11 protein-coding genes are annotated in these 13,909 nt (G+C 67.5%); 9 read left to right on the forward strand and 2 right to left on the reverse strand.

The features are described from left to right. Window positions 1-313: 313 nt before the first annotated feature. The 4 genes from ACFXKN_RS26080 to truB all read left to right on the forward strand — a co-directional run bounded on the left by ACFXKN_RS26080 (window position 314) and on the right by truB (window position 4,504). Entirely contained in the window at window positions 314-1,663 is a 1,350-nt protein-coding gene (locus ACFXKN_RS26080) for an MATE family efflux transporter (protein WP_378944287.1), read from the forward strand. Between the two features lie 140 nt (window positions 1,664-1,803). Then, complete coding sequence (locus ACFXKN_RS26085; RefSeq protein ID WP_378946139.1) at window positions 1,804-2,745, forward strand: metallophosphoesterase family protein; 942 nt, start codon at window positions 1,804-1,806, stop codon at window positions 2,743-2,745. A 155-nt stretch (window positions 2,746-2,900) separates the two neighbouring features. Next, entirely contained in the window at window positions 2,901-3,572 is a 672-nt protein-coding gene (gene npt / locus ACFXKN_RS26090; RefSeq protein ID WP_378944291.1) for a 4'-phosphopantetheinyl transferase Npt, read from the forward strand. Window positions 3,573-3,592: 20 nt separating this feature from the next. Beyond that, window positions 3,593-4,504 (forward strand): tRNA pseudouridine(55) synthase TruB, encoded by a 912-nt coding sequence (gene truB / locus ACFXKN_RS26095; protein WP_378946143.1) that lies wholly within the window; start codon window positions 3,593-3,595, stop codon window positions 4,502-4,504. 89 nt (window positions 4,505-4,593) lie between these two features. Here truB and ACFXKN_RS26100 read toward each other — a convergent pair whose 3' ends face one another. After that, window positions 4,594-6,084 carry an FAD/NAD(P)-binding protein gene (locus ACFXKN_RS26100; RefSeq protein ID WP_378944295.1) on the reverse strand — a complete coding sequence of 497 codons (1,491 nt, stop codon included), beginning with the start codon at window positions 6,082-6,084 and terminating at the stop codon, window positions 4,594-4,596. Between the two features lie 195 nt (window positions 6,085-6,279). Here ACFXKN_RS26100 and ACFXKN_RS26105 point away from each other — a divergent pair, with 195 nt between their 5' ends. Continuing rightward, on the forward strand, window positions 6,280-7,395 hold the full coding sequence (locus ACFXKN_RS26105; protein WP_378944299.1) for a LuxR C-terminal-related transcriptional regulator: 1,116 nt from the start codon (window positions 6,280-6,282) through the stop codon (window positions 7,393-7,395). Between the two features lie 140 nt (window positions 7,396-7,535). Beyond that, entirely contained in the window at window positions 7,536-8,372 is an 837-nt protein-coding gene (locus ACFXKN_RS26110) for a hypothetical protein (RefSeq protein ID WP_378944304.1), read from the forward strand. Between the two features lie 42 nt (window positions 8,373-8,414). On the opposite strand, the gene ACFXKN_RS26115 is transcribed toward ACFXKN_RS26110, so the two are convergent. Next, complete coding sequence (locus ACFXKN_RS26115; RefSeq protein WP_378944307.1) at window positions 8,415-9,176, reverse strand: metal-dependent transcriptional regulator; 762 nt, start codon at window positions 9,174-9,176, stop codon at window positions 8,415-8,417. Between the two features lie 100 nt (window positions 9,177-9,276). On the opposite strand from ACFXKN_RS26115, the gene ACFXKN_RS26120 reads away from it, so the two are divergent. The 3 genes from ACFXKN_RS26120 (at window position 9,277) to ACFXKN_RS26130 (ending at window position 13,329) form a co-directional block, all read left to right on the forward strand. After that, complete coding sequence (locus ACFXKN_RS26120) at window positions 9,277-10,245, forward strand: bifunctional riboflavin kinase/FAD synthetase (RefSeq protein ID WP_378944310.1); 969 nt, start codon at window positions 9,277-9,279, stop codon at window positions 10,243-10,245. 127 nt (window positions 10,246-10,372) lie between these two features. Beyond that, window positions 10,373-10,642 (forward strand): 30S ribosomal protein S15, encoded by a 270-nt coding sequence (gene rpsO, locus ACFXKN_RS26125; protein WP_056811493.1) that lies wholly within the window; start codon window positions 10,373-10,375, stop codon window positions 10,640-10,642. 413 nt (window positions 10,643-11,055) lie between these two features. Next, entirely contained in the window at window positions 11,056-13,329 is a 2,274-nt protein-coding gene (locus ACFXKN_RS26130) for a polyribonucleotide nucleotidyltransferase (RefSeq protein WP_378944315.1), read from the forward strand. Window positions 13,330-13,909 lie beyond the last annotated feature (580 nt).

The following is a 13,909-nucleotide window of genomic DNA, read 5'->3' on the forward strand; positions in this document are numbered from 1 at the left end:
CGGACGACCAGTATCGCCGCCCATCCTGCCCGCCGTCCACACTTCAGACCTGCGATTCATGCTGATCGGTTGGTATGTCGGCAGTTCCGTCCGCCGACGCCGACTTGATCGACAGTTCGTGTGGTGGAGGCAGGCCGAGAACTCGGCTGCCGCGCGGCGATCATCCCCGGCGGTCGGCGAGATCGTCCTTGTGGCGATGCGCGCGATGGGCGATGTTGTCGGTGGCGTGTGCCACCATCGGCAGGTCGGCAGCGCGTTCGCGCCCAATTGTTCGTGGTGACCGTGGGAGGTCGGTGTGGGGTCCGCTGAACCGATGGATGAGGCCGTGACCGGCGAGGTCGACCGGGCCGGGCCACGGCGCATTCTCGGCATCGCCGTGCCTACCCTGGGCGTGTTGGTTGCCGAGCCGCTGTATCTGCTCTTCGACATCGCGGTGGTCGGCAGGTTGGGGGCGCTGGCGCTGGCCGGGCTGGCCGTCGGGGCGGTGATCCTCGGGACGGTGAGCACCCAGCTGACGTTCCTGTCCTACGGGACGACCGCGCGCGCGGCCCGCAGACACGGTGCGGGGGACCGGATGGGTGCGGTCGAGGAAGGCGTACAGGCCAGTTGGGTGGGTGTCGCGGTCGGTCTGGTGATCGTCGCGGTGATCCAGGTGTTCGCGGTGCCGTTGTGTTCGGTGCTGTCCGGCGGTGGGGAGATCGCCGACGAGGCGCTCGCCTGGGTACGGATCGCGCTGTTCGGCGTGCCGTTGATCCTGCTGTCGATGGCGGGTAACGGGTGGATGCGCGGCGTGCAGGATGTGCGACGACCATTGACCTACGTGGTGGTGGGACTGGCACTCTCGGCTGTGCTCTGTCCGGTCCTGGTATACGGATTGCTCGGTGCGCCGCGGATGGAACTGGCCGGTTCCGCGGTGGCGAATCTCGTCGGCCAATCGGTCTCCGGTGTCCTGTTCGCCTATGCCCTGCTGCGCGAACGTGTTTCGCTACGGCCACAACTCGCGGTGATGCGCGCTCAACTCGTGCTCGGCCGCGACCTCATCGTCCGCAGCCTGTCCTTTCAGATCTGCTTCGTCTCCGCCGCCGCGGTGGCCGCCCGTTTCGGCGCCGCGTCCGTCGCTGCCCACCAACTTGTCCTGCAACTCTGGAATTTCCTTGCCCTGACCCTGGATTCGCTCGCCATCGCCGCCCAGACCCTGGTCGGCGCGGCTCTCGGTGCGGGAAACGCGCACGGCGCCAAGGCGATCGCCCGCCGGGTAACCGTCTGGTCCGAGATCTTCGCCCTGCTCCTGGCCGCCGCCTTCGCCGCAGGTGTGACCGCGATCCCGCTGCTGTTCACCGACGATCCGGAGGTTCTCGAACGTGCCCACGTCATCTGGTGGTTCTTCGTCGCCATGATCCCGGTCGCCGGCGCCGTCTTCGCCCTCGACGGCGTCCTCCTCGGCGCGGGCGACGCCGCCTTCCTCCGCACCGCGACCCTCGCCGCCGCCCTGACCGGCTTCCTCCCGCTGATCTGGCTGTCGCTGATCTTCGACTGGGGCGTGGCAGGAATCTGGTCGGGACTGGTCGCCTTCATGCTGCTGCGATTGATCGCCGTCGTCGCCCGAGCGAAATCGGGCCGCTGGGCCAGGGTGGGGGCCGACGTACCGAGCGGGGCGGCGTGACTCAGCGCGGACAGGGGCTCGACACACGGTTTCCCGGACCGCTGGACCACCTCGTCGCCGAGGCCGCGGACGCGCAGGGGTGAACCCGGAGGTGTCGCGTGTCCGGGGTGTGCGACTGTGGACAGGTGAATCCGAAGTTGATGGCGGTCAGCGATGTGCATGTGGGGCATCAGGGGAACAAGCCTGTGGTGGAGCAGATCGTTCCCGACTCGCCCGAGGACTGGTTGATCGTCGCCGGTGATGTGGGGGAGAAGGCCGAGGAGGTGCGGTGGGCGCTGGAGTTGTTGCGCGGCCGCTTCGCCAAGGTGATCTGGGTGCCGGGTAATCACGAGCTGTGGACCACGCCGAAGGATCCGGTGCAGATGCACGGCGCCGCCCGCTACGACTATCTCGTGGCGATGTGTCGTGACCTCGATGTCGTCACCCCGGAGGACCCGTTCCCGGTGTGGACGGGAACGGGTGCCGAGAAGTACGGCGGCCGGGTCACCTTGGCACCGATGTTCCTGCTCTACGACTACTCGTGGCGACCGGCGGGCACGAAGACCAAGGCGGAGGGTTTGGCACTGGCGCGCGAACGCAATGTCGTCGCCACCGACGAGTTCCTGCTGACCCCCGACCCGTACCTCACCCGCGATGCCTGGTGCCACGCCCGCGTCCAGTACACCCAGCGCCGCCTCGACGCGCTGCCCCCCGAAACCCCGCTGGTGATGATCAACCACTTCCCCCTGGTCCGCCAGCCCACCGACATCCTGTTCTACCCGGAGTTCTCGCTGTGGTGCGGCACCGACCTGACCGCCGACTGGCACACCAGCTACAACGTGGTCTGCTCGGTCTACGGCCACCTCCACATCCCCCGCACCACCTACTACGACGGCGTCCGCTTCGAGGAGGTCTCCCTCGGCTACCCCCGCGAATGGAAACGCCGAGGCATGCCGAACCCGCTCCTACGCCAAATCCTGCCCGACCCGGTCTATGCCGAAGGCGACCTGAACTCCTGGGGCGGCCACTTCAAGGTAACCCCGGAGATGGAAGCCGCAGCGGCGGAAATGCGCGAAAAAGCCGAACGCAGACGAGGCATCTAAGCGCAAATTTGCACGAGAACGCCACGCCTGATTTCGTAAGAACATCGGTAACTCACCGGGCACGAGCAAACCCGCCCACCCCGGTACCGCCAGACGCCCACGCTGCTGAACCAGCACCCGAGTCTGGCCAAAATACGCGGAGAGGCGGAACAGCAGTGCTGGAGAGGATATTGCCGAGGAGTGTGGCTTCGGCGGAGTTGTTGGTGTTTCCGGAGGAGTTGACAGCGCATCCCGCCGAGGAACACCTCATCGCCAAATCCGTGGAGAAGCGTCGCCGCGATTTCATCGGCGCCCGGCACTGTGCTCGCCTCGCCCTCGAACAGCTCGGTGAGCCGCCCGTCGCGATCGGCAAGGGTGAACGCGGCATGCCGCTGTTCCCGCGCGGCATTGTCGGCAGCCTCACCCATTGCGACGGATACCGTGCCGCCGCGATGGCGCACGCGCTGCGTTTCCGCTCGGTCGGGATCGACGCCGAACCGCACGGCACCCTGCCCGAAGGCGTGCTCGATTCGGTCAGTCTGCCCGAAGAACGTGAGTGGCTGTCCGCCACGCCCGGCGAGGGCCTGCACCTGGATCGGCTGCTGTTCTGCGCCAAGGAGGCCACCTACAAGGCCTGGTTCCCGCTGACGCTGCGCTGGCTCGGTTTCGAGGACGCGCATATCACCTTCGAGATCGACTCCCGCACAGACGATTCGGGATCGGGCACCTTCCACACGAAACTGCTCGTGCCGGGCCTGGCGAACGACGGCGGCGCCGCGCTGACCGAGTTCGACGGCAACTGGTTGATCGCCGACGGGCTGATCCTGACCGCGATCGCGCACGTCTGATGGCGGCGCGAGTGTCGCGGGTGGGCGAGCTCGGCGGTCTCGTGATCGTCGACAAGGACAGCGGGCTCACCAGCCACGATGTCGTGGCGCGCAGCCGAAAACTGTTGCAGACCAGGAAAGTCGGCCACGCGGGCACTCTCGATCCGATGGCCACCGGTGTGCTGGTGCTCGGGGTGGAGCGGGCCACCAAACTGCTCGGCCAGCTGCTCCTCACCACCAAGGCCTACACCGCGACGATCCGCCTCGGCCAGGCCACGAACACCGACGACGCCGAGGGCGAAGTCACCGCGACGACGCCCGCGGTGCACATCACCGACGACGAGATCGCGGCCGGTGTCGCGGCCCTGACCGGTGACATCGAGCAGGTCCCCGCCACGGTGAGCGCCATCAAGGTCGACGGTGAACGCGCCTACGCGCGCGTGCGCGCCGGCGAAGAGGTGCAACTGGCCGCCCGCTCGGTGACGGTGTCGCGCTTCGATATCCTGGCGCGCCGCGATATCGCCGACGGCGAATTCGTCGATGTCGATGTCGACGTCGAATGCACCTCGGGCACCTACATCCGCGCGCTGGCCCGCGACCTCGGCGCCGCCCTCGGCGTGGGCGGCCACCTGACGGCCTTGCGCCGTACCAGAGTCGGCCCCTTCACCCTCGAGCACGCCCGCACCCTCGAAGAACTGGCAGCTGCCGCCGAGGCGGAGCAACCGCTGCTCAGCCTCGATATGGACGCAGCTGTCCGTATCTCCTTCCCGCTCCGAGACATCGACGAATCGCAGGCCACCGACCTGCGTACCGGTCGCTGGCTCGAACCTGTCGGCATCAAGGGCGTCTACGCTGCCATCGACCCACGCGGCCGGGCGATCGCACTCCTGGAGGAGAGCGGTAAACGCGCGGGCTCGGTCATAGTGGTGCGCCCGAGGGGAATCGGCGACTGACCGGTGCGCCCGGTGCCGGTCGATCTTTCGACGACCGATGCCTGCTCGGGCTACGGTGGCCGCGGTGACGAATCCGCCGCCGACAGAGGTCAGCTGCGCACCGTCGCAGACGCCGCCTGTCGTCCGAGTTCTGGGCGGGGAGATTCCCTCGTCAGGTGCGCGGCCAGCATCGCCGCTTCGGCGGCGAGGCCGGGTGGATTGGTGGCGATGAACATCGAATCCGCTGCCAGGTTGCCGAGGACGTGCCAGGTGTCGGCGCGCAGTGCGCGGGTCCGTGGTTCGGCGCGTAGACCGCCCGTGGGTGCGAATTCCGCTGTGCCACTGTCGAGTAGGCCTGCCATCAGCGCCTCGGTGTCCTGCGGGGTGCGGTAGGCGGGTGGGTTCACGGCGTTGATAACGATGTCGGCCGGCCAGCTGGATTCGTCGGTCACCGTGAATGCGGAGTCGGCCGCCGTGATCGCCGTGATTCCGATGCGCAACCGGACCTGGCCCGAATCCACCAGGCGCAGCAGGATTTCCGCGTTGTGCGGGACCATCGGTGAGCTGAGACTGCTGATGGTGCGGTGATGGCCGGTGCGCAACATCGTCCGGTCGTCATCGGTGAGGGCGGGCCACAGGATCGGGCCCATCGTGCGAATCGCCATCGTGACCAGGCGTCGACCGAGCAGTGTGGAATCGACATCGGCGAGCTGGCGGCGCAATCGGTGTGTCGGGTCCTCGGTGCCGGTGGCCCGGATCTCGGCGGCGAACTCGTCGAAATCCTCGCCCAGGTCGGCCAGCTCGGCCCGTAGCAGCGAGACCACGTCGGTGAACTCGACCGGACCGCGCGCCGCCAGGTCCAGCGCGGCGGCCGGGGTGAGGTGTCGCGGTGTCAGTGGTTGTGGACGTTGCTGCACGAAGGGCAGGATGCCGCTGCGCGACAACAGGGTGATCGGACCTCGATGGCCGTTCGCGGTCAATGAGGCGGCGATGTCGACGGCGGTCAGGCCGCTACCGATCACGGCTACCCGAGCTTCGGGTCCCACCTCGGTGAGGGTGTGCGCCAGTGGATACGGCTCGTCGATGTAGCCGGGCGCGCCGGTCAATCCGTACCGGTCACGAGGGCGGCCGCTGCCGACACAGAGCGCCACACGATCGACCGGATGCGCCGCCCCGCCCTCGGTGCGCAGCACCACCGGCTGTCCTGCGGCGACGCCGGTCACCCGGTCGTTCACGACGCTGACCTGCCATCCGTCGCGCCGCAACCCGTCGATCGACGCCCGCGCCGATTGTTCCAGGTACTCCCCGTACAGCGCGCGTGGCACGATCGGCTGACCCAGCCCGGGATCGACGAAGCGCCCGGCATCCGGGTGCTGCGTCAGCCACCGCTCGAAATGCCCACGATCGTTGGCTCGCACGGACATCAATCCGGGCGGTGCGTTCACCCGCACCGCGGGCACGTCGTGCTGGTAGGCACGGCCCCGCCACAGCGCCGACGTACCCTCGAACACCGTGATCGTGCCTGGTTCTCGGTCGGCGGACGCGAGCGCGTCGAGCAGTCCGACCGCGGCCACTCCCGCACCGATGATCCCGATTCGCATATCGACTCCTGTCGTCAGACGGCATTGCCGCACAAGCTCATTCGATGGCGTGACGACGTGTGTCGATGTCGTGCGCGCTCGTTGTTCAGCGTGGTCGCGCGCGGGCCGCTGCGAAATCCCGCGTTTGCGGGATGTGCCGGAAGCCCCCTCGATTGCGGGATGGCCACGGGTGCTCAACCCGACGACAATCGATGAATGACCGCCCCGGCTTCGCCCTCGATGACCGCCCTGCTCACCGGGGTCGCGGCCGCGCCGGACGCGCACGAGTTGTTCGCGCGGACCTCTACCCGACTGCGTCGGACGGTGGGGTTCGATGCCGCGGTGTGGGTGGCCACCGATCCGGTCAACGGTCTCACCACCGCGCCGGTGCGGGTGGAGAACCTGCACGAGGGCGGCTGCGGGATCTACTGGGAGTCGGAGCTGTTCGCCGAGCACGTCAACTTGTTCCGCGATCTGGCGCTGGCACCGGTACCGGTGGCCGGATTGCGCGCGGTGACAGGCGACCGGCCGACGCTGAGCCCGCTGTATCGAAACTTCATGCGCCCGCGTGGCTTCGGTGACGAGTTGCGGGCCGTGCTCCGCGTGGACGGGCAGGGCTGGGGACAGGTGAGTCTGTTCCGGGAACGCGGCAGGCAGGCGTTCGCCGCCGCCGATATCGCGGTGCTGCAAGCACTGTCGGCCCCGATGGCGCGTCGGCTGCGTAGTTTCGCGCGACCGGCGACAACGGGCTCGGACGGCGTCCACGCACCCGGCCTGCTGCTGTTCGGCGCCGACGGCGCACTGCTCTCGGTGAACGACGAGGCCCGTGAACTGCTCGCGCTGATGCCGCCGGGCCCGTCGACGACGACCGATACCGGACTCGAATTGCCCTTGCCGGTCTGGATTCTCAGCACCGCAGGGCGTGCGCGGCTCACCGGCGACAGCGCCCGCATCCGAATCCGGACCCTGACCGGGCAGTGGCTCGTCTGCCACGCCTCGTGCCTGCGTGATGTGAACGGCGAACCGACGACCACGGTGCTGGTGATCGAACACGCGACCCCGTCCGACGTCGCCGCACTCGTCGTCGCGGCCTATGAACTGACCCGCCGCGAACTGGAGGTCACCGAACTCATCGCGGCGGGGCTGTCCACCGCGGGCATCGCCCGGCACCTGCTGGTCTCCGCGCACACGGTGCGCGACCACGTGAAGTCCATCTTCGACAAGACGGGCGTCACCAGTCGTGGTGAGCTCGTCGCGGCCTTGTTCACCGAATACCGGCAACCGGCGTCCGAACCGGTCACGCTGCGTGTACTCGACGGGCACGCCAGCTGAGCCGCGGCCCCGAATCCCTGGAGCGTCGCGGCACCTTGCCGGTGAGATCAGGCTGTCAGTGGCACTGGACGCGTGGCTAACGCCCTGTCCGGAACAGGCGATAGCGAAGATATATAGCTTTCGCGTCGGAGGGGCAGACCATGACTGCGATCAGGAAGACCTGGATCGGTGTCGTCGCCGGTATGACGATAGTGCTCGCGGGCTGTGGCAGCGGCGATCCGCAGGGTCCGGCAGCGCCGCGTCCGACGACCACGATCACCGCGCCGAATTCGGTCACCGCTCCCAGCGCTGCTCCCGCGGTCACCCAGGCCGGGCCGCCGCCTGCCGCTTCTCCTGGCGGACCGCCGAATTCCGTGGGTGTCCCCACTGCGCCCGCGGTGACGGCCAGGCCGCCCGAACCCGCGACCGGCACTGTCGTCCTGCGCACCGTGACCCTGTCCGGCATCCCTGTTCCCGGTGTGCCGGTGCACCTTTCGCTGCAGCAGCCGTGTGATCCGTCGAGCAATGACATCCCCGTCGGTGAAACGGTGGAAACGGTACGCCGCGACGGTGTCACCGACGAGCAAGGCCGGGCGGCCTTCATCACCGAAATCGGTTGCTATCGCTTCGGGATGACCGCGCCCGCGGGCACGAACCCGGTCCCCGAGGGCATGCACACGCTGTTCCTGGTCACTCCGGGTGGCACGGCCACCGGCCAGCTGCGCTTCCAGGACACGCCACCCGAACCTGCCCCTGCCTGCGCCGAATCCACCATCGAATCCGAGCTCGGCGTCGATCCAGGACCCACCGCGACCATCCCCGACTGCGATGGGCAGTGGGGTGTCATCCGCTGGGATACCCCCGGCGACAACCAGCGCGTTATCACCCGCACGTCAGGAACCTGGACCACCTACGTCATATTCCCCCATGACACCTGCTGGGCCGGCGCCGCCGCCGACGGCGTACCGGACCGCCTGCGCACCTACTTCAACTGCTGATCCATCGGACATGGGTCAGCCGGTCGGCAGGGTTCCGCGGACCTACGTAGTGAGCCAAATAGCTTCGGCGGCAAGGGTTCCCAGCTCGGTAGGGGTTTCGGCCGAGGCGATGTGGACGGCGATGGTGCCGGCGAAATCGCGCCTTTCCGCTACTTCGATGGTGGTGTCGAGGGCGATGCCGACGGAGTCGAAATAGCGCAGCATGGCGGGGTCGGAATCGGAGATGCGGGCTACCCGGCCGGATTCTCCCGCGGCGAAGTCGCTGAGTTGACGGGCCGGGGGAGTGGGCACAGCGCCGTCGGCGGACGGGATGGGGTCGCCGTGGGGGTCGCGGTCGGGGTAGCCGAGTTTCGCGTCGATGCGGGACATGAGCAGGTCCGAGACGGCGTGTTCGAGGACCTCGGCCTCGTCGTGCACCTCGTCCCAGCCGTAGCTGAGTTCGTTCACCAGGAACGTCTCGATGAGACGGTGCCTGCGCACCATCGCGACTGCGGCGCGGCGGCCGTGTTCGGTCAGGGTGATCGCGCCGTAGCGGGCGTGTTCGACCAGACCCTGATCGGTGAGCTTGCGCACCGCCTCCGACACCGTCGAGGCCGACACGCCGATTCGCTCGGCCAGCAGCTTGGTCGACACCTTCTCCTGCGACCACTCCTGGGCGGTCCAGATGACCTTCAGGTAATCCTGTGCCACCGCCGACAGTTCGGGCGCGATCGTGGCGGCGAGTTCGGCCTGCTCGGCGGGTTGCGTCAGCGCGCTGCGGGTCGCGACATCTCGTTTAGCTGGCACATCACCAATGTTAGGCATCCCTGGCCCGAATGACACATCGGCGAACCGGCACGGCGCGCACCGATGATCGGTCACACCTGAATTCTGTTCGGGGACCGCTTTGCGTAGGCTTCGCTCTGTGCAGAGATGGCGAAGTCTCGACGACGTGCCCGCGGACTGGGGGCGTTGCGTTCTCACGATCGGCGTGTTCGACGGGGTACATCGGGGGCACGCGCAGCTGATCAGCCGCGCGGTCGCCGCGGCGGGCAAGCGTGGTGTTCCCTCGGTCCTGATGACCTTCGATCCGCACCCGATGGAAGTGGTGCGACCCGGATCGCATCCCGCACAGCTGACCACGCTGACCCGCCGCGCGGAACTGGCCGCCGAACTCGGGATCGACGTGTTCTGCGTGATGCCGTTCACGCAGGATTTCATGCAGCTCACCCCGTCCGATTACGTGCACGACCTGCTGGTCGAACGTCTGCACGTCACCGAGGTCGTGGTCGGCGACAACTTCACCTTCGGCAAGAAGGCCGCGGGCACCGTCGACACCATGCGCGAACTCGGCGAGCGGTTCGGCTTCGAGGTCGACGGGGTGACCCTGCTCGGCGAACACGCCGTCACCTTCTCCTCCACCTATATCCGTGCCTGTGTCGACGCGGGCGATATGGCCGCGGCGGCCGAGGCGCTCGGGCGCCCGCATCGTGTCGAGGGTGTCGTCGTGCACGGCGACGGTCGCGGTCGCGGGCTCGGCTTCCCGACCGCCAACGTCGCCCCGCCGATGCACGCCGCGATCCCGGCCGACGGGGTGTACGCGGGCTGGTTCACCGTGCTCGGGGCAGGCCCGACCATCGGCCAGGCCGCACCCGGCGAGCGCGCGATGGCCGCCATCTCGGTCGGCACCAACCCCACGTTCTCGGGCCGCGCGCGCACCGTCGAAGCGTTCGTCCTCGACGGTGAGGCCGACCTCTACGGCCAGCACGTCGGTGTCGATTTCGTCGAACAACTGCGCGGGATGCGCAAGTTCGACTCCATCGACGATCTGGTCGAGGCCATGGGCCGCGATGTCGAGGCCGCGCGCAAAGTCCTCACCGCCGCCGACGCCTGAGCCCGGATTTACCTCGCCACCACGTGTCGAGTAAAGTGGCTCCTCGGGTTTGCTGCGGTCCGCGGTGGCGCCCATCCCGGGTAACCGGACCTTCGAGCGCGGAACTGAAAAATAGGAGTCGAGCCACATGGCGCTGACCACTGAGCAGAAGTCGGCGATTCTCGCCGAGTACGGCCTGCACCCCACCGACACCGGCTCGCCGGAGGCGCAGATCGCGCTGCTGTCGAAGCGGATCTCGGACCTGACCGAGCACCTGAAGCAGCACAAGCACGATCACCACACCCGTCACGGCCTGCTGGCCCTGATCGGTCGTCGTCGCCGCCTGTCGAAGTACCTGCAGGCCAACGACATCAACCGCTACCGTTCGCTCATCGAGCGCTTGGGTCTGCGTCGCTGATCTGAATCAGACACGCCTCCTCGTCGAGGCGGTCGACACCTAGCCAACGAGAAGAAGTACACTTCTTCTCGTTGGCTATTCGTGTATTCGGGGACCATCGGGTTCCCGGCTGCACTACAACATGTGACAGCCGTATGTACCCGTCCGCGTGGCGTCGGTCTTCGGTAGTGGCCTTTCGGCAGGCGTTTCCCGCCGCCGTCGGGCTTCGATCGATGATCGCCTCCGCGTCGCCCCTCTTGTGGAATGTTCCAGCCAAGGGGATCCGGCCGGGTGCTGCGCGTGGCAGCCAGGAGGGTTTCCACGTGTCCGTGTCCGGTACGGCTGACGACAGCTGGGTTCGCGCCCACCAGGGGAAAAAATACGCCTGGAAACGGCAGCGCGACCAGCGAGACGAGAGGTCGAGAGAAGAGAATATGACGCAGACAACTGAACGCCCTTCGACTGCGGTCGAGGTCGAGCCCGGAGTTTTCGAGTCGGTCGCGCTGATCGACAACGGTAGCTTCGGCACCCGCACCATCCGCTTCGAGACCGGCCGTCTGGCCAAGCAGGCCGCGGGTTCCGTCGCCGCCTACCTCGACGACGAGACCATGCTGCTGTCGGCGACCACCGCCGGTAAGTACCCCAAGGACCAGTTCGACTTCTTCCCGCTGACGGTCGATGTCGAAGAGCGCATGTACGCCGCGGGTCGCATCCCCGGCTCGTTCTTCCGTCGCGAGGGCCGCCCCTCCACCGACGCCATCCTGACCTGCCGCCTGATCGACCGGCCGCTGCGCCCGACCTTCATCGACGGTCTGCGCAACGAGATCCAGGTCGTCGTCACGGTCCTGAGCCTCAACCCGGCCGACCTCTACGACGTGGTGGCCATCAACGCCGCCTCGGCATCGACTCAGCTCTCGGGCATCCCGTTCTCCGGCCCGATCGGTGGCGTCCGCGTCGCCCTCATCGGTGGCCAGTGGGTCGCGTTCCCGACCGTCGAGCAGCTCGAAGGCGCCGTGTTCGACATGGTCGTCGCGGGCCGCGTCACCGACACCGGCGACGTCGCCATCATGATGGTCGAGGCCGAGGCCACCGACAAGGTCATCGCGCTGATCGAAGACGGTGCGCAGGCCCCGACCGAAGCCGTGGTGGCCGAGGGTCTGGAGGCCGCCAAGCCGTTCATCGCGCGCCTGGTCCGCGCCCAGGCCGACCTGGCCGCGCTGGCTGCCAAGCCGACGCAGGAGTTCCCGCTCTTCCCGCCGTACGGCGCCGACGTGTTCGAGGCCGTCGAGGGCACCTCGAAGGTCGAGCTGAACCAGGCGCTGAGCATCGCCGACAAGCAGGCCCGCGAGGCCCGCATCGACGAGATCAAGGCCGAGGTGCTCGGTCGCCTCGGTGACGACTTCGTCGGTCGCGAGAAGGAACTGGGTGCCGCGTTCCGCTCGGTCACCAAGAAGCTGGTTCGCCAGCGCATTCTCACCGACGGTTTCCGCATCGACGGTCGTGGCCTGGCGGACATCCGTCAGCTCTCCGCCGAGGTCGACGTGATCCCGCGCGCCCACGGTTCGGCGATCTTCGAGCGTGGCGAGACCCAGATCATGGGCGTCACCACCCTCGACATGGTGAAGATGGCGCAGCAGGTCGACTCGCTCGGCCCGGAGACCTCCAAGCGCTACATGCACCACTACAACTTCCCGCCGTTCTCCACCGGCGAGACCGGTCGCGTCGGTTCGCCGAAGCGTCGCGAGATCGGCCACGGCGCGCTCGCCGAGCGTGCGCTGATGCCGGTGCTGCCCTCGCAGGAGGAGTTCCCCTACGCCATCCGTCAGGTCTCGGAGGCGCTGAGCTCCAACGGCTCCACCTCGATGGGTTCGGTCTGTGCCTCGACCCTGTCGCTGCTCAACGCCGGTGTGCCGCTGAAGGCGCCGGTCGCGGGTATCGCCATGGGCCTGGTCTCCGACACCATCACCAACGACAAGGGCGAGGACGAGGTCCGCTACGTCGCGCTCACCGACATCCTCGGTGCCGAGGATGCCTTCGGCGACATGGACTTCAAGGTCGCCGGTACCCGTGACTTCGTCACCGCCCTGCAGCTCGACACCAAGCTCGACGGCATCCCCTCGCAGGTGCTCGCCGGTGCGCTGAACCAGGCACACGACGCCCGCACCACGATCCTGGACGTGATGGCCGAGGCCATCACCGATCCGGACGAGATGAGCCCCTACGCCCCGCGCGTGACGGCCATCAAGATCCCGGTCGACAAGATCGGCGAGGTCATCGGGCCCAAGGGCAAGATGATCAACCAGATCACCGAGGAAACCGGCGCCAACATCTCCATCGAAGATGACGGCACCGTGTTCGTCGGTGCGACCGATGGGCCGTCGGCCCAGGCCGCGATCGACATGATCAACGCCATCGCCAACCCGCAGCTGCCCAAGGTCGGCGAGCGCTTCCTCGGCACGGTCGTCAAGACCACCGCCTTCGGTGCGTTCGTTTCGCTCCTGCCGGGCCGCGACGGTCTGGTGCACATCTCCAAGCTGGGCAACGGCAAGCGCGTGGCCAAGGTCGAAGACGTGGTCAACGTCGGCGACAAGCTGCGCGTGGAGATCGCCGATATCGACAACCGCGGCAAGATCTCGCTCATCCCGGTCGAGGACGAGGCCGCTGCCGCCGAGCCGGCCGCCGTCGAGGAGACCACCGAAGCCGAGTAGGCCTCGCTCCAGCTGACTGACGAAACCCCCGCCGTTGTACGGCGGGGGTTTTGTCGTTCTCCGGCGCCGGACGGGTCCGTGATCTGGATCACGATGATGCAACGGTGATGCAACGTTGTCTCGCTTAGTGTGTCCGGACACAGTAAGAATCTGTGTCGACAGCCGTGATGCCGCCCATCGAGAGCGGCGCGCCGACCGCTGTCGGCTCGGCGTACGCGGTCGGATCGCTGGACCGTTCTCAGCGTCGAAAAGTGAGTCGTCCAGCCGTGATTTTGACTGAATCTGGTCCGGTTTATTATTGAAACGAATACGCTTCTCCTCGTGTTCGCCACGCGTGGTTCAGGTGTCGGGGTTGACGATGGAGGTCGGGAGATAGCCGAGTCATTGCTGGTTGTGTGGCGGCGAGCCGGATTGCCGCGATCGTGTCATAGCCGATCGCACTGAATCCGGTGTGAGCGGGTGGATTTCGGGCAGGGTGCCCGAGGTTGGCCACCCCCCGCCGATCCACCTCACCCCGGTGCGAGCCGGGGAGTTCCGAGAGTTTGTGCGGCCGCGTGGCGTTACCCGCGGCCGGTAATGG

This window comes from Nocardia sp. NPDC059195, from assembly GCF_042754695.1.
In the GTDB taxonomy this organism is placed as follows: domain Bacteria; phylum Actinomycetota; class Actinomycetes; order Mycobacteriales; family Mycobacteriaceae; genus Nocardia.

Bases quoted from the DNA above. Each gene is read 5' to 3' on its own strand.
- ACFXKN_RS26080 (WP_378944287.1), top strand. From the start codon at position 314: ATGGATGAGGCCGTGACCGGCGAGGTCGACCGGGCCGGGCCACGGCGC.
- ACFXKN_RS26085 (WP_378946139.1), top strand. From the start codon at position 1,804: ATGGCGGTCAGCGATGTGCATGTGGGGCATCAGGGGAACAAGCCTGTG.
- ACFXKN_RS26100 (WP_378944295.1), bottom strand. From the start codon at position 6,084: ATGCGAATCGGGATCATCGGTGCGGGAGTGGCCGCGGTCGGACTGCTC.
- ACFXKN_RS26105 (WP_378944299.1), top strand. From the start codon at position 6,280: ATGACCGCCCCGGCTTCGCCCTCGATGACCGCCCTGCTCACCGGGGTC.
- ACFXKN_RS26110 (WP_378944304.1), top strand. From the start codon at position 7,536: ATGACTGCGATCAGGAAGACCTGGATCGGTGTCGTCGCCGGTATGACG.
- ACFXKN_RS26115 (WP_378944307.1), bottom strand. From the start codon at position 9,176: ATGCCTAACATTGGTGATGTGCCAGCTAAACGAGATGTCGCGACCCGC.
- rpsO (WP_056811493.1), top strand. From the start codon at position 10,373: ATGGCGCTGACCACTGAGCAGAAGTCGGCGATTCTCGCCGAGTACGGC.
- ACFXKN_RS26130 (WP_378944315.1), top strand. From the start codon at position 11,056: ATGACGCAGACAACTGAACGCCCTTCGACTGCGGTCGAGGTCGAGCCC.